Annotated in this window: 19 protein-coding genes and 1 other RNA gene; 12 read left to right on the plus strand and 8 right to left on the minus strand. The window is 40.5% G+C overall.

Annotated features, from left to right (window positions below):
* Positions 1-112: 112 nt before the first annotated feature.
* The 3 genes from GD002_RS05710 to GD002_RS05720 form a co-directional block, all read right to left on the minus strand.
* The gene (locus GD002_RS05710; protein ID WP_153731391.1) at positions 113-628 is read right to left on the minus strand and encodes a type 1 glutamine amidotransferase domain-containing protein; all 516 of its coding nucleotides are present in this window, start codon (positions 626-628) and stop codon (positions 113-115) included.
* 68 nt (positions 629-696) lie between these two features.
* Entirely contained in the window at positions 697-2,754 is a 2,058-nt protein-coding gene (locus tag GD002_RS05715; protein ID WP_194841484.1) for a FapA family protein, read from the minus strand.
* Between the two features lie 59 nt (positions 2,755-2,813).
* Positions 2,814-3,047 carry a hypothetical protein gene (locus GD002_RS05720; RefSeq protein ID WP_153731393.1) on the minus strand — a complete coding sequence of 78 codons (234 nt, stop codon included), beginning with the start codon at positions 3,045-3,047 and terminating at the stop codon, positions 2,814-2,816.
* 113 nt (positions 3,048-3,160) lie between these two features.
* Here GD002_RS05720 and ssrS point away from each other — a divergent pair.
* A non-coding RNA gene (gene ssrS / locus GD002_RS05725) (6S RNA) lies at positions 3,161-3,356 on the plus strand.
* 123 nt (positions 3,357-3,479) lie between these two features.
* Positions 3,480-4,271, plus strand: a complete 792-nt coding sequence (locus GD002_RS05730) for a DUF2935 domain-containing protein (RefSeq protein WP_153731582.1) — start codon at positions 3,480-3,482, stop codon at positions 4,269-4,271.
* A 69-nt stretch (positions 4,272-4,340) separates the two neighbouring features.
* On the opposite strand, the gene GD002_RS05735 is transcribed toward GD002_RS05730, so the two are convergent.
* The gene (locus GD002_RS05735) at positions 4,341-4,664 is read right to left on the minus strand and encodes a four-helix bundle copper-binding protein (RefSeq protein ID WP_153731394.1); all 324 of its coding nucleotides are present in this window, start codon (positions 4,662-4,664) and stop codon (positions 4,341-4,343) included.
* Positions 4,665-4,806: 142 nt separating this feature from the next.
* Here GD002_RS05735 and GD002_RS05740 point away from each other — a divergent pair, with 142 nt between their 5' ends.
* From GD002_RS05740 to GD002_RS05750, 3 genes are all read left to right on the plus strand, one after another.
* A complete protein-coding gene (locus GD002_RS05740; RefSeq protein ID WP_153731395.1) occupies positions 4,807-5,292 on the plus strand; it encodes an antibiotic biosynthesis monooxygenase family protein in 486 nt (161 codons plus the stop codon).
* Positions 5,293-5,359: 67 nt separating this feature from the next.
* Complete coding sequence (locus GD002_RS05745) at positions 5,360-5,857, plus strand: DUF3231 family protein (protein ID WP_153731396.1); 498 nt, start codon at positions 5,360-5,362, stop codon at positions 5,855-5,857.
* Positions 5,858-6,007: 150 nt separating this feature from the next.
* Entirely contained in the window at positions 6,008-6,172 is a 165-nt protein-coding gene (locus tag GD002_RS05750; RefSeq protein WP_153731397.1) for a hypothetical protein, read from the plus strand.
* A 97-nt stretch (positions 6,173-6,269) separates the two neighbouring features.
* On the opposite strand, the gene GD002_RS05755 is transcribed toward GD002_RS05750, so the two are convergent.
* From GD002_RS05755 to GD002_RS05765, 3 genes are read right to left on the minus strand one after another with little or no spacing between them, the layout of a single operon-like run.
* Entirely contained in the window at positions 6,270-7,394 is a 1,125-nt protein-coding gene (locus tag GD002_RS05755) for a Ger(x)C family spore germination protein (protein ID WP_153731398.1), read from the minus strand.
* Entirely contained in the window at positions 7,391-8,485 is a 1,095-nt protein-coding gene (locus tag GD002_RS05760; protein ID WP_153731399.1) for a GerAB/ArcD/ProY family transporter, read from the minus strand. Before GD002_RS05760 ends, GD002_RS05755 begins: the two co-directional genes overlap by 4 nt.
* On the minus strand, positions 8,482-9,849 hold the full coding sequence (locus GD002_RS05765) for a spore germination protein (protein ID WP_228548307.1): 1,368 nt from the start codon (positions 9,847-9,849) through the stop codon (positions 8,482-8,484). Before GD002_RS05765 ends, GD002_RS05760 begins: the two co-directional genes overlap by 4 nt.
* Positions 9,850-10,288: 439 nt before the next feature.
* Between GD002_RS05765 and tatA the strand changes: the two genes are divergently transcribed.
* Both tatA and tatC read left to right on the plus strand, forming a co-directional pair.
* Complete coding sequence (gene tatA / locus GD002_RS05770) at positions 10,289-10,492, plus strand: twin-arginine translocase TatA/TatE family subunit (RefSeq protein WP_153731400.1); 204 nt, start codon at positions 10,289-10,291, stop codon at positions 10,490-10,492.
* On the plus strand, positions 10,493-11,302 hold the full coding sequence (gene tatC / locus GD002_RS05775; RefSeq protein ID WP_153731401.1) for a twin-arginine translocase subunit TatC: 810 nt from the start codon (positions 10,493-10,495) through the stop codon (positions 11,300-11,302).
* 553 nt (positions 11,303-11,855) lie between these two features.
* On the opposite strand, the gene rpoN is transcribed toward tatC, so the two are convergent.
* On the minus strand, positions 11,856-13,142 hold the full coding sequence (gene rpoN / locus GD002_RS05780) for an RNA polymerase factor sigma-54 (protein WP_153731402.1): 1,287 nt from the start codon (positions 13,140-13,142) through the stop codon (positions 11,856-11,858).
* A gap of 214 nt (positions 13,143-13,356) precedes the next feature.
* On the opposite strand from rpoN, the gene GD002_RS05785 reads away from it, so the two are divergent.
* The 5 genes from GD002_RS05785 to GD002_RS05805 all read left to right on the plus strand — a co-directional run bounded on the left by GD002_RS05785 (position 13,357) and on the right by GD002_RS05805 (position 20,273).
* The gene (locus GD002_RS05785; RefSeq protein ID WP_153731403.1) at positions 13,357-15,306 is read left to right on the plus strand and encodes a sigma-54-dependent Fis family transcriptional regulator; all 1,950 of its coding nucleotides are present in this window, start codon (positions 13,357-13,359) and stop codon (positions 15,304-15,306) included.
* Between the two features lie 290 nt (positions 15,307-15,596).
* Positions 15,597-16,949, plus strand: a complete 1,353-nt coding sequence (gene lpdA / locus GD002_RS05790) for a dihydrolipoyl dehydrogenase (RefSeq protein ID WP_153731404.1) — start codon at positions 15,597-15,599, stop codon at positions 16,947-16,949.
* A gap of 24 nt (positions 16,950-16,973) precedes the next feature.
* Complete coding sequence (locus GD002_RS05795; protein ID WP_153731405.1) at positions 16,974-17,921, plus strand: thiamine pyrophosphate-dependent dehydrogenase E1 component subunit alpha; 948 nt, start codon at positions 16,974-16,976, stop codon at positions 17,919-17,921.
* An 18-nt stretch (positions 17,922-17,939) separates the two neighbouring features.
* Positions 17,940-18,995 (plus strand): alpha-ketoacid dehydrogenase subunit beta, encoded by a 1,056-nt coding sequence (locus GD002_RS05800; protein WP_153731406.1) that lies wholly within the window; start codon positions 17,940-17,942, stop codon positions 18,993-18,995.
* A gap of 12 nt (positions 18,996-19,007) precedes the next feature.
* Positions 19,008-20,273, plus strand: coding sequence for a dihydrolipoamide acetyltransferase family protein (locus GD002_RS05805; protein WP_153731407.1), 1,266 nt, complete (start codon positions 19,008-19,010; stop codon positions 20,271-20,273).
* Positions 20,274-20,318: the final 45 nt, after the last annotated feature.

Genomic DNA, 20,318 nt, shown 5'->3' on the forward strand with positions numbered 1-20,318 from the left:
TCAGCTGTGAATCTTGCCATAGAAAAACTGCACCTCCAATTGTTAGTTGTGTCTAACAATTGGGGTGCAGTTCATTTCAATGACTTTCTGAACAGCCTAATTACGCTAAATTTTATTTCTCTAGAAGCTTCAAAGATTCACGGTTAAACGCCGGAATATCATCAGGCTGGCGGCTAGTAACAAGTTGATTCTGACAGACTACGACTTCTTTGTCTGCATATTTCGCTCCTGCATACTCCATATCCACGCGAATTGATTTGTAACCTGTTGCATCGCGGCCTTCAAGGGCTTTCGCTGTGATCAAAAGTTGCGGTCCGTGACAAATGGCGAAGACCGGTTGATCTGCATCCATGAATTCCTTTACGAATTTCACAAAGCGATCATCCGCGCGCAAGATGTCTGGAGAAAAGCCACCGGGAATAAATAATGCATCATAATCCGATGATTTCACATCTTCAATGCCTTTATCAATTTTCACTTTAGTATTTTCTTTCATACCGGTAACTTCTGCTCCTGCTTCCGTTCCGATTACTTCTACTTCATGACCAGCGTCTTTATAAGCTGTAGCTGGTTTCATATATTCTGAGTCCTCAAACATATCTCCTAGTACAGTCGCAATTTTAGCCATATTATATACCACTCCTTAATTAGATGTTCTAGTCTACTATTCCACCATTTGAAGTATCTAAACATCTTTCAGCTAAGCTGCAGCTCTCCATCGGAATCCAAATGAGCCGTAATATTGGTTCCGTCCTTTGAGAAGACATGCTTGCGCGTGCCTACTTGGACTTCTGTTCCGACATACGCCTTGCCAATTTTAATTCGGCCGTCTGCACTCGTGCGGATCACAGTTTTTACTGGACTTTCGGAACCTGCCTCCTGGAGTAGGACTTCCAATGGTGCGGAAATCTCTCCCCCACGACAGACTCCTTTAATTGTGATGGTCTGCTCTGCTGTCAGATTACTGTGATACACGCCTTTTGAGAATACTTCTATATGACCACTACTGTAGAGTGTACTATTTATGGCATACGGCACACTCAGTTTTGACTGGGGCGAGCTTTCGGTATCATACAGTTGGACAAGAATTTTTGCATCTTCAATTAACTGTGCAAAATCTGTCATATCCTGCAAATTTTCATTGAGCGGATTGATGAAAATATCGTATAGTCGTTCTGCCACTTCCGACCATTCTTCGTCAAACGCCTCACCTTGCGCACGTACTTTTTGAATAAATCGTTTGTTCACTTCTTCAAACTGCGCGTATCTTTTTTCCATTAATAAATAAATCAAACGTTTCAGTTCAGAAGGACTCAACTCCGCCTCTCCCTGTCCTCGAATCACGAAAATTTGATCCACTGCGTCTTTAATCTGGACAAGCAAATGCGTTACTTCCTTTACAAGCCCAGCTAGTTCGCTTATGGCCGCCTCCTGTTTACCGACGCTGATTGTTGAAGACAACACATTGCCCCGTACTGTGACAGATTTCATCGCATGGATTGTTGCTTTCGTCACCGAACCACCAATATAGACTCCACCCGTTGCCCCGACAAACATGGAAGGCAGCACATTTCCACCAATACGGACATCTCCCTCAAACCGGATATTGCCACTTTCCAAATCCACTTCACCTGGATGGTTGAATTCGTTATTCACTTCGATTTTGACCAATTTCTCTCGCCAATCAAGAGCTGGCTTTCCTGAGATCAATGTAATAATTTCATTATCGACTTGTTTGACATTTTTTCCAAGACGCAATACGATGTCTCGCACAGGTTTTACAGGAATTTTTCTACCTAGAAGATTTCTACCTGGCGTACCTGGGACTGGAAGGACATGTGTCGCGATCACTTGACCTTCCTTGACGTTCGTAATCGCATTCATTTCTCGAAAATCCACTTTTTCTTCGCTGTCAGGATCGAATTCTTCATAACGGATATGTACTTCAAGATCACCATCTGTTCCTTCAATTGGAAGTGTTCCTTTTGCCACAATCAATTCATAAGGTTTGTCGACTTCCGTTACTTTTTTTATTGCTGGGAATAAAAGACCTGACTGAATACCCATCTTCTTTAACTCATCTACAATATTTTGGGGTTTTAGGTCATTCGTCATTTCTATCGTTTCCTCTACTTGAATGGCTAGTCGTTGAGTCCAAGCAGTGTCTGCTAATGAACGCTGAATTCGTTTACCCGGTGTAAAGGACAGTAAGGCTATCATGTCTTTCTCAATCAATTGGATGGTGAATTTCGGTGCGATCACTTCGTCACAAATTATTAAATTCACTTCATCCTCTGGCCGGATTAAAGTAGGTTCTGTTTGTCGTTCTCCGTTAATATATAGTAGTGCTTTTTCATTCGGAATAACCGATGGCAGCCGATCATCTTCGAATTGGCACTGAATTTCTCCTCCCTGGACACGTACACTACTCGTTTTTGTATCATTTGAAGTATCATCTATTTCTAGCGCGACCGGATGTTCCACAGCTGTTTGTGTGTCTGTATTTACTTTGTCCAATAAACTTGCTAACTTTTCGATTTTAGAAAGTTCTGGCTTTTCTACCGACTTTTCTTCAACTGGTTTTATACTTGTTACCGTCACTTCCGCTAGCACTTTTCGCAAGCCCATCAAGCGTCTCCCTGGGTTAGTCAGTACATCAATTTTCACTTCTTCCCTCGACAATTCTAACAGGTCAAGAGCTTGCCCGATTGCTTCTTCCACTGTATTTGCCTGGACCGTCACTGCCTTTTTCAAAATGACCACCCCTGTCTATATTCCCGATACTTTTATAGTACCATAAGAAAGTGGCCTGATTAATAAAATATTCCTATAATAACAAGGGCTGCGATAATCAAACCGCCAACCGTTCCAACCATTTCCGTCGTCAAGATTGGCTTCTTCTGGAAGACATTAATCAGTTCCAAGTCTTCCCGTAGCTGCTTCACCTCATCGCGCAACTCTTTTACTTCAGAATCCAGCGTACTGAGTTCCTGAGCTTGTCTCGTAACCATTTCATGATTTCTCGAAGACATTTCATTCGTTTCCATAAAAGTTCCGCCCTTCGTCGTTTCTTTTCTATACGTTTATGCGAACCAATTGGTTTCATACCGGTACAATAATTCCCATTTGCATTTTTTCAACTCGGGGTGTATGATAAATCTACAAGCTGTATTGTTCGTATGTACATTAAGTTTTAACCTTTAAGCTGTAACAGGGAGTTTATTACGAAACGGAAATGGCATATCGGATTCCTTTCAAGCAATCCGAACATACAGGAACGTTTCCGCAAACACCCACTTTGAGGAGTGGTGGTTTAAAACTTTCTATGACTAAACTACGGCAAAGACGGCTTACATCGATTTAACAACAGGCATCATTCTTTATGAATGGTGCTTTTTTGTATCTTCAATATAGTAAAGTCTATTACTCTCAATGGATACATAGAATGAGTTAAAACGCTCAAGAGGAGAGACTTGGAGATTACATCTTTCGTTACGCAATCATTAGAGGAAATTCGCTTTTGGTCAAGGATAATGAAGGAACATACATTCTTTTTAAGTATGGGATTTACCGTTGATCAGACACAACTCATTCAAGAGGCCAGATACTATATGGACTTATTTGAACGAATTGAAGAACAAATTCGCGATTATAACGAAAATACGGACCCAGAAGTAATTCGGCAATTGAACGTACAGGTATATGAGGCTGCCGCATCCATTTGGGCTTATAAACGCAAGGTGCTTGGATTACAATTGCGTTGTGAGATTGTAACGAACAATATGCCTTTGCTTGTTGACCATACGAGTAGAGAAGCTGCTTATTTCGCTAAACGTTTAGTGGAATTGAATGAAGGCAAATTAAAACCATTGCCGGAAGCCATTATTAAGGAGAATGTGTTTTTCTTAAAGATCATGGCAGACCATGCAAAATTTATCGGTCATTTGTTAGATCCATCTGAACGAAAACTCGTAGAACAGGCAAGAGATTTTAGCCACGACTTTGATCAACTACTATTTCAGGCACAAGACTTGGATCATATGCGTCCACAATCAGAAACAGTTCCGTTACTGGACCAATTTCTTGATCAAAACCGTGTATCTGTTGTATCACTCCGAGATTTTAAGAAAACAGCTAGAGATTTAATTGAGGCTTGTCGAATTAAGAGTAATATCCCTGCACTTCTCGCCGACCATGTGTATCGTGAAGCAGATCATTTTCTTCATATTATCGATGCATTCGATGAACATCTCACTTCAAATAATTCGTAAATAGAACTAAACAGTTGAGGCGAAGTCCAGATGGACTTCGCCTCAACTGTTTTAACATTATTATTAATGTTAAGCTGCCACTTTTCGACAAGCTTCCGTACATTTTCGACAAGCCACCGCGCACTTCTGACAATGATCATGATCGTGTTTTCCGCATTCCTCTGCACATTTTTCACAAATGTTCGCACATAACTTCAAAATTTGTACAGTGAATGGACTATTGCGTGTAATGGCTTGAATCGTGTAAGTACAACTTTCCGCGCACTCTCTGTCCAAGAGAATACAATCCGCCATCATCTTGACATCTTCTTTCAGGCATGCATCGAAACAATTGTTACAAGCCTTCACACAATCTTCCAATACACGCAATACTTCTTCATATTTACTATTCATCCGATCGCCTCCTAATGGTAATTTCTTTATTATTCTTCCCGATTCATTTTGACTCAAACTTTGACCCACTATTCCTTATTCATTGAAAGCCTTTTCAATCTTTGGTTAAATAAAGAGTAAACAAGAAAATGAGGTGCTAGTAATGAAACTCTTTAAATGGACAGGTCCGCTAGAAGAAGCAGGAAACTTACCTGAAGAATCACGTGCACTATTATTGAACAATGACCAGGAAGTTCTCGTATTACAAGAGGCAGAAACAACAAACTTGGAAAACACGATAGCATATGAGATTTTGGATCAAAGTGGAGATCTGCCATCAGGTCGATTTGCTGTCCTAAATAACATCCCTGTTTCAGAAAACGGACGTGAGATTTTCGAGCAGCGATTCAATAATCGTGCACGTTTGATCGAAGCGGAACCAGGATTCGTAGCAATTCGTGTATTACGTCCTATAGATACCGATACGTACGTGATTTTGACGATGTGGGAAGATGAAGCGTCATTTGAGAATTGGCAAAAATCACAAGCATATGGAAAAGCACATGCGAAGCGTGGTACAGAAGAAGGCGTCGATCAACGGCCAAATATCTTCCCAAGACCTTCTTTTGTGACGACTTATAAAAAATGAATGTATGAAAAATGGATTTCCGTAGAAACTACTCTTGAAAATCATCATGACATAAGGAGTGGAAATCTTGGGTATTTTAGACGGCAATCCAAAAGACGAACCAATGCATTACGGTGAAATAACTGCTATTTGGGCATTTATGGGGGCAAATAACGGGTTAGTCAGCGGGTATGAAGCGTTTATTAATCATGCGGAGGACGCTGATTTGATCGAATTGTTAGAGGAGGCGATTAAAACGATGAAAGCCTCGAATAAAGAACTCGGTAAGCTTCTGAAAGCAAACGGAATCACTCCTCCCCCTGCTTTGCCAGAGAGACCAAAAGCAAATTCAGAGGAAATTCCGGCTGGCGCACGCTTCATGGATCCTGAAATCAGTGCAGCAGTATCGATTAATGTAGGGCAAGGACTTGTATCATGCAGTATGGCGATGGGTCAATGTTTGCGTGAAGACATTGCCGCGATGTTCGCGAAATATCATATGGAAAAAGTTGCATTTGGCGCAAAACTTCTGAGCTTAAACAAATCAAAAGGGTGGATTATCCCTCCTCCTCTTCACATAACATGAGCAATGATCACTCTGCTATGCATTCGTGCATGCGGAGTTTTTTGTTTCTAATTTTGTTCAAGTATTTTTTCCCACTCATAATATGCTGAATTTTGCTCAATCTATTCATGTAGATGTCATCATCTAACAACTTATAAGGAAGTGCATCCAATGAATAATCGAAAAAGCGAACGTCAGCGTCAAGATCAACAAAATCAGCGTGAACGACAAGATCAAGTAGAAAATATGGAGTTTGGTGAAGAGTTCGACTTTGACCAAAAACGTCAAAAGCAAGACGAAAATCAAAACAAAGAACGTAGAAATAACCGAAAATAACAAGAAATAAAGCCCTGTCATCAGCGACAGGGCTCTTTCATGCACTTATTATATATCCAACTTTTAATTAACTCTCCCTGTCATTCTCTATCACAAGTTATTCTATAGTTCCCGTGCTTTGTAACTTTACTTCTACATTCACTTTAAATTCTATATCAGGATACGCTTTTTCCCACGTACGATATATATCTTCATGATATTGTCTAGTCGCACGATAACGTAGTCCAAACCCAAAAGGATCCACGGACTTTTCCTGCATATTTTTTAACAGACTGTGTATTTTTCGTTTCACTTCTTCCGATGAGAATTGATTATACTCATCCAATTTGGAGAGGGTAAGCGGGTGTTTGGACTCCCCCACAATACCACTCATCTTCACATTCATTTCAATCACTTTCGGTACGTCGTTCTTTGTAAGAATCTCATAGTCCATATCGATCCTGCTAATATTTAGAAGAAGTCTATCATCTCCGTGTTCCACTTTATACGAGAAGCCAGATGAGCCCTTGAATAGAGAGTTATAATATTTAGTTTCCATATTGCTAAGTTCAACTGGTTCCTGTTGTTTTCCTACAACAATCGCATTATTTACAACTAACTCGTCATGTTCTTTAGTTGTCTCTACTAATGGCAGTACGGGATTAATACCATCCGAAATTAAATCTTTACGGAATTGAAATAAAAATGTGGTGACAATATAGGGACTTTCGGTGGCTGTATCCCCAAAAAAGTTAAACAAAGATAGTGAGGCTGGCGCTTCTGTTTGTGGTTCGACCCGTAAGATATCTTCTGCTGAAGGATTGGCTCCTGCTACATACGCAATTAATTGAATATCTCCCCGTCTAAAAAAATAATCCATAAAGGTATCCATATTATCTGCCATAAGATCTTGATGAATGACAATTGTTTTCATATGTCCAAACTCCAACACTTTATCAACATGTGTTTCTAACATGCGGATAATCTCTCCAATGGATTCACCTTCCTCCGTGAGATAGGCATAACTTGATTTTGCGGATTCCTTAATGGCTCCAAATGGCAGAGCTACTTTCAAAGTGACCTTATACCCTTCATCTGATTTTTCAGGAGGATCTATTCCTATTGCAGAAATAAAGAGCCGTTTATCAATATCTTTAAAAGCACATCCAGTCTGTAGTAAAAGTGTGAAGAGAAGCATCACAATTACAGATGGTTTCAGAATAGAGAAAATATGACGTTTCATGACTTCGCCCTCCTCTTCACAACAAGTAAAATACCAATTAATCCAATGACTATAACTGGCATGATATTAAAAAAGTAGATGCTGTATAGAAATAAGTCATATTCTGTCACTTGAATAGTGATAAAAAGTGCAGCCGCCCAGAATATCACAATGATTACAGACTTGGCGATATTCTTCTTACGTGACTGGAGCTTGTCCAGCTGAAATATATGTTTAAATAACTTAAAGGAGACGTGCCAATGGATCATAATATTTAAAAATGCAATAGCCAAGAAGATGAGTAGAAAAATAAAGATAACTCTTTCAATTACACCAAATTTCATCCGTACGGAATCACTCGTAAGGATCCAAGGATAAATAATATCTTCAATCTTGTCGAAGCCTAATATACCAATAGGGACAAAATACGTAGTAATTAAAGTGAATGTTCCAAGCAATAGGACAATAGCTGCTTGCTTAAAACCAAACACCATTTTCTTCTTCAGTAGAGAATTGAATACAATAATATCAAACGCGCCTACGAATAAATAAGACGCTGCAGCAAAAACTGTATAGTTTGGCGGGTGATCAATATACATAACGGCTACCTTCACATGATCCCAATTCAACTGCTCATTAAAATAAATTTTCACTAAAAAATAGATAGCTAACGGAAGAAGCATTACAAAAACAACTTCCAGTGTACTTAATACATTACGGCTTTGCATTACCATTCCGAACGAAATCACTAGTACGAACGTAGCAAAAATCGTATAGACAGACATCTCGGGAGTGAGAAATCGAAGAAGTAGATCGACATACGAGATTAATGTCTGCAGTCCAGCAGTGTACCAAACTACTCCAAGCGTAAATAGTGCAGGAAGGGACACCCACTTACTTACGTATAAATCTAATATTTGAGGAAGACTCTTTCCTGGAAAGGAACTAAATGTCCTAATTAATAACCAATTTATTAACACACCGAAAAACAAAGCCATAATCATGGTCAAAATGGCCCCGCCCTCGCTTTTCCCCAACAGAATTCTGGGTACAGAAGCGATAATATTGGCAACCATATTGGAGATAATTAAATAATATACAAAACGGCTCATCCCTTATCCGCCTTCAATTCCTCTTGACGATTTTGCCAAAACATCCGTAAATAAGGCTCTCCAAAACTATCTTTGTTTATTAAATACATGACTAATCCTAATGTGCCAAGAACGAGACCCGCAAGTCCAAATGCAGTCGTATAGAGTAATAACATAAATCGACTAGCTCTTACGGCATAACTCATTTCACTGATTGGTATGACAAAAGTCGAAATTGCCACAAGGGACACGACGATAACCATAATATTAGATGTCAATGCCGCGTCGACAGCAGCTGTGCCTAAGATTAAACCACCAACAGTCGTTGCTGTCGCACTAATCATCGTAGGTAGCCGCATGCTCGCCTCAGTCAACAACTCAATAAATACGAGCATGAAGAAAACTTCAATAAAGGAAGGATAAGGTACGCCAATTCGACTGGCGGCTACCGTCAGAGCAAGCTCCGTCCGAAAGACATCCGGTGTGTACGAGGTAATGCCGACGTACATTGCAGGCAGCATGATACATGTAAGCAACCCGCCATAGCGAAGAAATCGAATCAACATAACGACCCAAAATGAGTAATACGTATCTTCCATGGACAACATGAAGTCAAAAAACACGATAGGAGCAATGATTGCATGAGGACTGCCGTCGACCATGATAACAACTTTTCCAGCAGTCATATTATGAAGAATTCGATCAGGTCGCTCAGTAAGAAGACTCGTGGGGAACAAACTATACTTTTTATTGTTCAAGTAATACTGCAAGTCTGCTCCGCCTTGCACAAGCTCTACGTCTAACGTTTTCAGGCGTTTTTTTATGTTCTCAAGCAACTTCGGTTTCACTCTATCTTTATCATAAAAAAGAGCAATGGAACGATTTGAGCATTCATCAAGTTGCAACGTTTCGATTATCAAGGAAGGTTGATGATACCGTTGGCGAATTAGATTAATATTTGTCTCAATGCTTTCACTTAGCCCTAATTGTGGCCCATGGATGGTAGGTTCCATTTTGGCTTCTTGCACTGCACTTGCAGCCACCATTTTTAATTCAAGTAAAGTGATTTGCTTTCCGATCATAACGAAGACATTCCCTTTAGTAATTTCAATTAGGACTTCCTCATCGCCGGTCGGCATCTTCGTTTCATAAGGCAAACACTTTATATACTCTGCAAAATCTTGATCCTCTGATATTTCATAGAAAGGTTTGACCACGATTGCTTGTAATTGCATCATATCTACAACGCTTTTTAAATACAGTATATGGACAATATCCCCTTTTCTTTTCAGCGTCTTTTTCACCACATCAGCAGATGGTTCTAACTGTTTGGCTAGTCGATTCAAATAGGCAGGCATTACTGTCTGTTGTTCAGATCTATCCAACCTCATCACTTCTTTCTAAGCGTGTAAGTAGTTGTCAGTTAGGTTGTCCGGTTGGTAGTAATTTTAATCAAAAGATTAGGAATAATTCATGAGTAGTGGTTGGATCAAATAACTAGATCCAAGCGATTTATGACCAATTAGGGAGAGCTTAAATCCCAAACGAATAAATTGCGCCTAGGCGTAATTGCATCCGGAAGCTTTGAGCCAGCATGATGCTGGTTACTCAGGCGTTGCCATAGGACACGGTGGACTTAGCATAAGTTCCTCTGTTCATCAGAAGTTTGACATAACACTGTCCGGAAAAATACTTACTTTCATTAGAAGAGAAGATTTTCTGTTGAATTCAGATAAAAAAGCTTGAAGATCTGTATTAGATCGTAGCAAACAGCCTATCCTAGGCATAGGAAATGATTTTCAGGAGAAGAAAGGAGGAGAAGCTATGAATTTAGCAGCCATTGGAGTACCAGGTTTAATTATTATCTTAGTCATTATTTTAATATTATTTGGTCCTCGAAAATTACCAGAAGTCGGCTCTGCAATCGGTAAAACATTAGCGGAATTTAAAAAATCCGCAAAAGATATCATGGACGACGATGAAATCGAACACAAGAAGAAAACTGAAATACAAGAGCAGGTGAAATAAATGACGGTTGCAAAAGAAGGACAACAAGCTAACGAAGAAGTTGAATCCGCAAAAGCAACTGATGCTATTTTGCTCGATTCCGCGATAGAACCGACACTTGTTGAACATTTAACAGATTTACGAACACAACTGATTAAAAGTATTGCCGTCTTTTTACTCTTCTTCACTGTAGTCTTCAGTACGATTAATTTGTGGTTTCCCTTTGTCACAAGAGGCCACAAATTAATTGTCTTGAGCCCGATGGAGATTATTACATTTTATATGTCAATTTCCGCTGCGTTGGCATTCGGTTTAGCGCTGCCATTTCTTTGTTACTTTTTATGGCAATTTGTGAAGCCTGGATTGAATGAACAAGAGAGCCGTTTCCTCAGTTTTTATTCTCCCGTGATGTTCATTTTATTTGCTATGGGTTTAGCATTTGGCTATTTTATCGTCAATCCGCTGAGTTATAATTTCCTTATTTCGCTTGGCACAATGAATTTCGATGTGATGATTTCAGCACAGGAGTATGCACGTTTTTTACTACTCACCACCATGCCCATCGGATTACTATTTGAATTGCCGATGGTTGCTATGTTTTTAGCAGCAACCGGTTTATTGACAGGTGATACGATGAAGAAGGTGAGAAAGTGGTCTTATGTAGTATTGGCAGTTCTGTCAGCGTTGATCACCCCACCCGATTTTCTCAGTCAACTCATCGTTCTCATTCCGATGATCCTGCTTTATGAAGCGAGCATTCGGTTGGTCATGTACACGGAGAAGCGTTCACAACTAAAAGAAATAAAAGAAAGCCCATCACAACCGATGTGATGGGCTCAGACTGTAGACAAAAGATATAGAAAGTGGTCATGCTACCGTTGATCTGCGTTCCAGACGGACGCTTTCCTGGGGGCGTGGCTTGAGCCAATCGAACAGCGAAGGGTTCGATTTGTATAATTTCTGCGGCTTTTTGCAGAAATTATACAGCGGTGCTCCTAACGCTACGCTTTTACTCGCAAAAGCCGTCCTTCGCAACGGCTTTCGCTACCTGCGGGGTCTCAAGACGCACGCTGATCCCCAAGGAGTCGATTTTGCCGCGGGCTCACACGAAGTGAGTCATGCAACCGTTGCCGCAGGACGCGGCGAACTTAGGTTGCCTTCCACTACGATCAACTAGCGTATTTCATTGATTTTTTAGTAGTTATTGCCTCTTCATCTGAATGATTAAAAGCGGTTGTTAAGTTCATATTATAGAATAAACAGTAAAGTGCTAAGACAATTGTACAATTAAAGGGTGTGAGCATACTTTTTAGTTTTTGGAGTTTGTCTACAAGCTAAGCCCATCACAACCGATGTGATGGGCTCGTCTTTGTATGCTAACTTTTCACAGAATCCCTTTTCTCTTGCTCGATGAAGGGATTTTCAATTCTTCCCGATACTTGCTCACCGTTCTTCTAGATATGGTAATTCCTTGCTCTTCTATAAAATAGTCAGCGATTTTTTGATCGGATAACGGCTTTCGTTTATCTTCTTTTGCAATCAGGGTTTGCAGCAAAGACTTGACCGCAGATTGTGAGATGCAATTACCATCTTGACTGGATAATTTAGAGGTGAACAACGTGCGCATTTCGAAGGATCCAATCGGCGTCTGCATAATTTTATTCGATACTGCACGACTCACTGTGGATTCATGCATCTCGATACTATCCGCGATTTCCTTTAACGTCATCGGCTGTAATGCTTCATAGCCTTCCTTAAAAAAAGCTTCCTGTTTTTCAATCAAATTCGTCACAATACGGATAATTGTATGACGTCGTTGCTCAATGCTCGACAATAACCACTGGGCTTTTTTATGGTAGTCTCGCAAGTACGAAGAGAGCTCAGATTTTTCTTGCAAAGATGATACATACTCCCGGTGCAAACCAATTTTCGGTAATCCTCTATCATTCAAATGAAACGATAGTTTGCCTTCCGTCTCTTCTACGATAATATCTGGAACCATAAATTCTGTGGTCGCAAGTGCAAGATCCGGACAAGGCCGCGGATTCAGTGTAAGTACATACTCATGCAATTCGTTTACTTGAGGCAATGAAATGCCCATACCTTTCGCAATTTCTTGCCATTTACGTTCGGCAACTAACGGTAGGTACTCACGAATAAAAGTCTCAGCGAATTCTGGACATTCCTTACTTTGCCAAACCTGAAGTAAAAGACATTCCTGTAAATTTCGTGCCCCAATGCCTGGGGGACCGATTTGTTGTAATAGCTCTATTCCTAATTCTATTTGAGACGTTTCCACGAAATGCATATCTGCTGATAAATACCCATTATCATCTAAGTTGTGTATCAACGTCTTTAGAAGCTGCTGCGTATCGTAATCTGGAAAACTTACATTCACTTGCTTGATTAGTTGTTCGCGTTGACTCTCCTCTTGCTGCCTGATCCAATCCTGCTGCTCTGCTCCCTGTCCAGAAATCGTTCTCGTTGCTCGTTCCTGAAACGAGTCGTTGCTCATTGATTCCTTTAACTCAATAAGCGGGTTTTCCAATTCCTGTTCCCGTATATATTGTTCCAGATCATAAGTAGATAATTGCAATAACTCAATGGCTTGACGTAGCTCTGTCGTCATCCGCAAACTTAATTCCTGCTTTTGCTGGAGAACCATCTCCATACCTCATACCTCCTTAAGACCTAACCATACGATCGTACCTCTCTTTGGATACGCTTTCATTTATTTATCTATATCATAACACGTTTTTCGAATATTTCGATAGGGAAATTCATCTAAATCCAGCTACCTTTCACATAGAAACTATTTCATATGCTATAGTCTAAATATTCAGTAGTATTCTCTAGCTTATAACTAACAGTTTGGAGGTATCGATATGAATCAATTACTCAAAAAAGCAATTCTCGAACCCTATGAATTCAATCTGTCAGCTAAAACAGCCTGGAAACAGTATCAAGAGATCGGTATACACTCAGATGATTCAATTCGTCTCGAAATTTCTGAGTCATGGAAGAACTCTAAGAAACTTGGCGTGAATCCTTTTCAAACTAAAATTCAAGAAATTATCCCCCACCATGATTTAGATAATCGTTTACGGCAAAATGAGCAATTGCTATCGTATGCAACTACACGAATCTCTCACTATTTCGATTTATTACATGAAACCCAAACTATGCTTTCCATTACAGACCGTCAAGGTACTATTTTGCAGTCATGGGGAGACAAGCAAACACTAAAACGTGCTGAAAGACTTAACATCTTTGCTGGCGGCACATGGAGTGAGAAATCTGCAGGTACAAATGCTGTCGGAGTCACTTTGAAAACCAAACAATCCGCTCAAGTTTTATTTTCTGAGCATTTTTGTGAAAAGAATCATGATTGGTATTGTGTAGCTACACCTATTACTGCACCTTTCACAAAAGAATTACTAGGGATTGTCAATATCGCAGGATCTAATCCTAAAGTCCATCCTCATACATTTAAACTTATTATTGCAGAAACCCATAATTTATCGAATTTGATTATTGGTCAGGTATATGAAAATGCAATACGGGAGAATCTTTTCTTAACAGCCGCTATGGAAGAAATAGAAGAGGCTATTTTGGTGATAGATAGCAACAAAAATATTATAGAAAGAAATAAAACTGCGCTCTTCGATCCAATTCTTTCTAAAGTCTCTCAAATCCAATCCTTTAATGGACTAGACGAGCTTTTAAATCATTCAATGCTAAGCGGCAAGAAAATTTTGAATGAAGTATTGAAAATGCAACATACAAAACAGACATATAATTGCTCCATCCATCCCATTTCATTCCAAGATATGTATCTAGGTGCTGTTATATTTCTAAAGCAAACTAGAACCTTGTCGAAACATCAGAATAAACAGATCATAGAGAATACTACTCAGAAGATGGTAACTAATTCTTTTCAGTATATAACCGGTTCATCTACTGCTTTTTCCCACGTTCTGAAACAAGCAAAAAAGGCAGCCACTATTGATGCAACAATTTTGCTTTCAGGAGAGACCGGCACAGGGAAAGAAGTGTTTGCACAAGCCATTCATCAGGCGAGCGATAGAAGGAATAAACCCTTTATTGCCATCAATTGCGGCGCTGTTCCACAGGGCTTACTGGAAAGTGAATTATCGGGCTACGAAGCAGGTGCATTTACTGGTGCTAGGGCGAAGGGCAGTCCAGGTAAATTTGAAATGGCACAAGGCGGAACTATTTTCTTGGATGAAATTGGTGATATGCCCCTCGATCTTCAAGTTCATTTGCTACGCATTCTTGAAGAACGTGAGGTGACAAGAATTGGTAGTGCAAAGGCAATCCCAATTGATGTCCGTATCATTGCAGCCACTCATCGCGATTTGTCACGTGCTGTAGCAGATGGTCTCTTTCGTGAAGACCTATTGTATCGCCTGAAGATCATCCAATTAACGATACCCTCTCTTCGCGATCGAATCGCTGATGTTCCTGCGTTAACCCAGCGTTTTATTGATGAACTGAGCGGACAATTTGGAAAACAGCATGTGCAACTCACTTCAGAGACAGTAAAGTGTCTCACAGATTATCATTGGCCAGGCAATATTCGCGAATTAAAAAATGTTATTCAACAAGCGTTATTTAACATGGAAGGTGAAATTCTCACACCTATTCACCTGCCTTGTGAGCTAACTGATAATCTTCAGCAGACAGAAAAAGAACAGTTACTCGAAGCCTTACAAGCTGAAAATAGAATTGTTACACATGCCGCCAAACGTCTCGGTATTTCAAGAGCCACTATGTACCGCCAAATGAAGAAATTTAATATTACGACTCGTTAGTCAAGCCTCTAACAGATTTACACAATCTGTTAGAGGCTTTTTGCTACATTGAGACATTTTCCTGTCTCAATGAGACACTTTCTCCATTGTTCAATTCAACTTGAAACACATCCAATTATCTGATAAGTCCGATAGATTCAATGTTGATTAAAGATTTCTTTTCTTTCGGCATGCTTTTTGCAATATAGATTAATGAACCATCAATTTGTCTAGACTTTACAAAATGAGTAAGTGAGAACATGTTGATGAAAAGCCTTAGCGATTATAACGAAAGCAGGTGATGTGGAGTTATGGAAACAGTAGATTTAGCTGTGATTGGAGCTGGTCCTGGTGGTTATGTTGCAGCGATCCGCGCAGCTCAATCGGGAAAAAAAGTAGCACTTGTAGAAAAAGAGAAGCTTGGTGGAACCTGCCTACACGTCGGCTGTATCCCTTCTAAAACGCTTTTGCAATACAGTGAAATGATCCAAGTCATTCACAAAGCAAATGAATGGGGAATTCAGACGGAATCTATGTCAATTGATTTTCTTAAATTAATGAAGCGAAAAGACCACGTAGTAGAGACACTAACTCAAGGCATTCATTATCTACTAAAGAAAAATCAAATTTCATTGTTTCATGGAACTGCTGAAATCAATAAAGAGCTAGTCGTAACGATTGGTAATAAACAGGTACAAGCTCAAGACGTGATTTTAGCAACTGGTAGCAAACCTTATATTCCATCTATTCCAGGAATCGAGCACGTCGACTATTTAACTACCAATTCATTTTTCAAACTTCAAGAGCTACCTAAATCACTTGTGATCATCGGAGGCGGTGTCATTGCTATCGAGCTTGCATTTGCCATGGCGCCTCTAGGATCATCTGTCACTGTGCTTGAAGTGGCTAACGATATTTTACTAACAGAAGATGAAGATGCACGAAAAGTCATATCAAAACGCTTAAAAAAAATGGGTGTACGTCTTATTACGAGCGCGAAAATTGAAAGCGTTTCAAAAGAAGGTGTTCTTGTGGAAGGAACGTACTACTCATACGACCAACTTCTTGTTGCTACAGGTAGAACACCTAATCTAGAAATAGCCAATACATTAGATTTACAGCTCGATGAATTAGGTCGCTATATTGCCGTAGACGAACATTATGAGACGAGCGTGAAACATATTTATGCAATAGGTGATGTTATTGGCGGCTATCAATTGGCACATGCAGCGAGTGCAGAAGGACTCACAGCTGTCCAAGCGATCCTAGGTGAAGACATTTCACTGCTGAATACCACTTCCATTCCACGTTGCATCTATACGCATCCTGAAATCGCTTCATTTGGGCTTAGTGAACAAGAAGCATTGGAAAAAGGCTATCAAGTAAGAACGACTCTCTCTTCTCTATCTGGAAATGGCAGAGCACTTGCCATGGATGAGACAGACGGTTTTGTCAAAATTATTGCTGATACAACATACGGTGAAATTCTTGGAGCCGTGATCGTTGCGCCAAATGCGACAGAGTTAATTCAAGAAGTATCAGCGGTTAAATTGACAGAAGGTACGATGTTTGAGCTATCCAACTTAGTGCAAGCCCACCCTACTGTGTCAGAGGCGATAGGTGAAAGCGCAAACGCATTTTTCGGACTAGCTATTCATAAATAGAATGTCATAAAGGAGGAATTTATTATGGATCAGCAAACGGCACTATGGATTTATCAGAAAATGAATGAAATTCGCTTTTTTGAAGAGGAAGTGCATTACACATTCGGAAAAGGGCTCATCCCTGGATTTGTCCACTTATACGCAGGTGAGGAAGCCGTGGCTACTGGTGTGATGGCGTTACTAGACGACGAAGATTATATTACCAGTACGCACCGGGGTCACGGACATGCCATTGCAAAAGGCTGTGATATTAAAGGGATGATGGCTGAAATCATGGGTAAAAAAGACGGTCTAGGCGGTGGAAAAGGTGGTTCCATGCACGTTGCTGACGTAGATCGAGGGATGCTAGGTGCGAATGGGATTGTTGGCGGTGGATTTGGATTGGCAGCAGGTGCCGCATTAACCATCAAAACATTAGGAAAAGATCATGTGGCAGTCTGTTTCTTTGGAGATGGAGCATCTAATGAAGGTACATTCCATGAAGGTCTAAACTTAGCATCCATCTTAGACTTACCGGTCATTTTTGTTTGTGAAAATAACCAATTTGGCGAAGGTACACCTTTCCGCTATGCCTCAGCATCTGAAACAGTAGCCGAAAGAGCTCCTGCTTATAATATGCCTGGCGTTCGTGTCGACGGAATGGATGCAGAAGCAGTTTACAAGGCTACAGAAAAAGCAATCCAACGTGCAAAAGCCGGAGAGGGTCCTACGTTAATTGAGTGCGATACGTACCGACATTTTGGACATTTCGAAGGCGACGAACAGAAATATAAAACTAATCAAGACCCGAACAAGGACCGAGATCCGATCATAGAATTCCGTGAAAAGGCTACAAAAAACAAGTGGATGACTGCAGAACAGGCAGATGAAATTGAAGCCAATGCAAAGAAAACGATCGAAGATGCAGTTGCTTTTGCAGAAGCAAGTCCACTTCCAGATGTATCTACTCTATATACGGATATTTTCGCATAAGAAAAGGGGGAACTTACGATGACGGAAAGAACAGTCACATTTATGACAGCAATCAATGAAGCCATGGCGCAATCCATGCGTAAAGATGAAACGGTTATTCTCATCGGCACTGATGTTGCAGGTGGGGCAGAAGTTGATCATTTGGTCCACGAAGACGGTAGATATGATGACGCATTTGGAGGTGTATTCGGTTTATCTAAAGGGCTAGTAACTGAATTTGGTCGCGAACGCGTCATCGATACACCGATTGCAGAACATGGCTACTTTAGTGCGGCTGTCGGTGCAGCAGCAACTGGCTTGCGCCCAATTGCAGAATTGATGTTCAACGATTTTGTTGGTTTTGCACTAGATCCGATATTGAACCAAGGAGCGAAAATGCGTTATATGTTTGGCGGGAAAGCAAAAATTCCTCTTACCGTACGCACTGTCCATGGAGCAGGCGCGGGCGCTGCAGCTCAACATTCCCAAACACTATACGGATTATTTGGTGCAATCCCTGGTGTAAAAGTTGTCGTTCCTTCCAATCCCTACGATGCCAAAGGGCTGATGCTGGCAGCAATCGAAGACGATAACCTGGTCGTCTTCTCAGAAGATAAAATGCTTTATGGCGTCAAAGGAGATGTACCAGAAGACTATTATACAATTGAAATTGGTAAAGCAAATGTTGTGCGTGAAGGAAGTGACCTCACGATTGTAGCAATCGGCAAAATGGTACAAGTTGCTCAAGAAGTGGCAGAGCGACTGAATCCTGATGGTGTCGACGTAGAAGTTATCGATTTACGGACGATTGCCCCATGGGATCAAGAAACGGTTATTGAATCCGTGAAGAAAACAGGCCGTCTCATCGTGATTGACGAATCCAATCCACACAATAATACAGCCACAGACATTGCTTCTGTTATAGCTGACAAAGCATTTGATTATCTAGATGGACCAATCAAAACAGTTTGCGCACCGAACACCCCTGTACCGTTTGCGGCTAATTTAGAAAAAGCATATATTCCAGATGCTGATAAGGTATTGCGTGTAGCAGATGAAATCATTGAAGACCTAAAGAAATCTCATGTGATGTAGGAGGTGGAATAAATGAGCGAAACAATTGTAATGCCTAAATTAGGTATGACGATGACAGAAGGCACTATTACTGAATGGTATAAAGACGTAGGTGACGCTGTTGAAAAAGGCGAACCTGTTTTAATGATCAGCTCTGAAAAGCTAAATCAAGATGTAGAGGCTCCAAATTCAGGTATCCTATTAGAGAAGTTCGGTGACGTGGAGGACGAGTTGAAAGTGGGAGATGCTCTCGCAGTTATTGGCGAAGAAGGGGAAAAGCCGTCCCCTACTGATAAAAAAGATATAGACCCTGTCAGCGTAGAGATAACGGAATTCGAAAAACCAGCATCACCAGCAGACATGCCTAAACAGCAAGGAGTTACAAAACACCAGCGTTCAGATCGTATTTTCATCACGCCACTCGCTAGACGAATGGCTGCTAACCATAATATCGATATACAATCGGTAACGGGATCCGGCGGCAAAGGGCGTATAACCAAACAGGATATCGAACGAGTGCTAGAGAGTGGCGCAGAAGTTCAGACAGAATCAGCGCATGAGCTTGCTACACATCAATCAGCAGCAACTGTTTCGGAAGCAATCGTTTCTATCGGTCAAGGGTTATCACCTATGCGAAAAGCAATCGCACGAAATATGCGGGAAAGTTTAACACAGACCGCACAGTTAACTTTGCACCGCAAAGCTACTATCGATCCACTTATTGATTTCCAAAAGATGTTGCGCAATGAATTAAGCGCCAGTAACTCCGAGTTGAAGTTGAGTTTAACCGTTTTATTGGCACGAGCGACTGTCTTAGCCTTGCAAGAATTCAAGCCTATGAATGCCACGTATCAGGATGGACAACTAACAGAATCCGATGAAGTACACCTAGGAATCGCGACTTCTTTAGAAAATGGATTATTAGTGCCTGTCATTAAAAATGCTCATCAAAAGACTATTGGTACACTCGCAAATGAATTAAAAGATGTCACAGAGAGAGCACGAAATGGCGAAGTAGATCAAGCACTCCTTTCAGGCTCTACATTTACTATTACCAACTTAGGTGCAAGCGGCATCGAATATTTTACACCCATACTGAATCCAACCGAAACAGGAATATTGGGAATTGGTTCCCTTCAAGAAGAATTAGCATTAAAAGATGACGGAACGATCAAAGCCATCAAAAAGATTCCACTTAGTATTACATTCGATCATCAAATTGTAGATGGCGTAGCGGCAGCCGAATTCTTATCTATCTTAGTGAAATATATCGAATCACCTTACTTGCTTGTACTATAATATAGAAAAGCCGCAAGGAAGAACAAACTTCCCTGCGGCTTTTCA

Source organism: Sporosarcina obsidiansis (genome assembly GCF_009651005.1).
GTDB classification, from domain to species: domain Bacteria; phylum Bacillota; class Bacilli; order Bacillales_A; family Planococcaceae; genus Sporosarcina; species Sporosarcina obsidiansis.

Excerpts from the sequence above, each read along its gene's own strand:
- GD002_RS05710 (WP_153731391.1), bottom strand. The coding sequence starts at position 628 with ATGGCTAAAATTGCGACTGTACTAGGAGATATGTTTGAGGACTCAGAA.
- GD002_RS05720 (WP_153731393.1), bottom strand. The coding sequence starts at position 3,047 with ATGGAAACGAATGAAATGTCTTCGAGAAATCATGAAATGGTTACGAGA.
- GD002_RS05735 (WP_153731394.1), bottom strand. The coding sequence starts at position 4,664 with ATGAATAGTAAATATGAAGAAGTATTGCGTGTATTGGAAGATTGTGTG.
- GD002_RS05740 (WP_153731395.1), top strand. The coding sequence starts at position 4,807 with ATGAAACTCTTTAAATGGACAGGTCCGCTAGAAGAAGCAGGAAACTTA.
- GD002_RS05750 (WP_153731397.1), top strand. The coding sequence starts at position 6,008 with ATGAATAATCGAAAAAGCGAACGTCAGCGTCAAGATCAACAAAATCAG.
- GD002_RS05755 (WP_153731398.1), bottom strand. The coding sequence starts at position 7,394 with ATGAAACGTCATATTTTCTCTATTCTGAAACCATCTGTAATTGTGATG.
- GD002_RS05760 (WP_153731399.1), bottom strand. The coding sequence starts at position 8,485 with ATGAGCCGTTTTGTATATTATTTAATTATCTCCAATATGGTTGCCAAT.
- tatA (WP_153731400.1), top strand. The coding sequence starts at position 10,289 with ATGAATTTAGCAGCCATTGGAGTACCAGGTTTAATTATTATCTTAGTC.
- tatC (WP_153731401.1), top strand. The coding sequence starts at position 10,493 with ATGACGGTTGCAAAAGAAGGACAACAAGCTAACGAAGAAGTTGAATCC.
- rpoN (WP_153731402.1), bottom strand. The coding sequence starts at position 13,142 with ATGGAGATGGTTCTCCAGCAAAAGCAGGAATTAAGTTTGCGGATGACG.
- GD002_RS05785 (WP_153731403.1), top strand. The coding sequence starts at position 13,357 with ATGAATCAATTACTCAAAAAAGCAATTCTCGAACCCTATGAATTCAAT.
- lpdA (WP_153731404.1), top strand. The coding sequence starts at position 15,597 with ATGGAAACAGTAGATTTAGCTGTGATTGGAGCTGGTCCTGGTGGTTAT.
- GD002_RS05795 (WP_153731405.1), top strand. The coding sequence starts at position 16,974 with ATGGATCAGCAAACGGCACTATGGATTTATCAGAAAATGAATGAAATT.
- GD002_RS05800 (WP_153731406.1), top strand. The coding sequence starts at position 17,940 with ATGACGGAAAGAACAGTCACATTTATGACAGCAATCAATGAAGCCATG.
- GD002_RS05805 (WP_153731407.1), top strand. The coding sequence starts at position 19,008 with ATGAGCGAAACAATTGTAATGCCTAAATTAGGTATGACGATGACAGAA.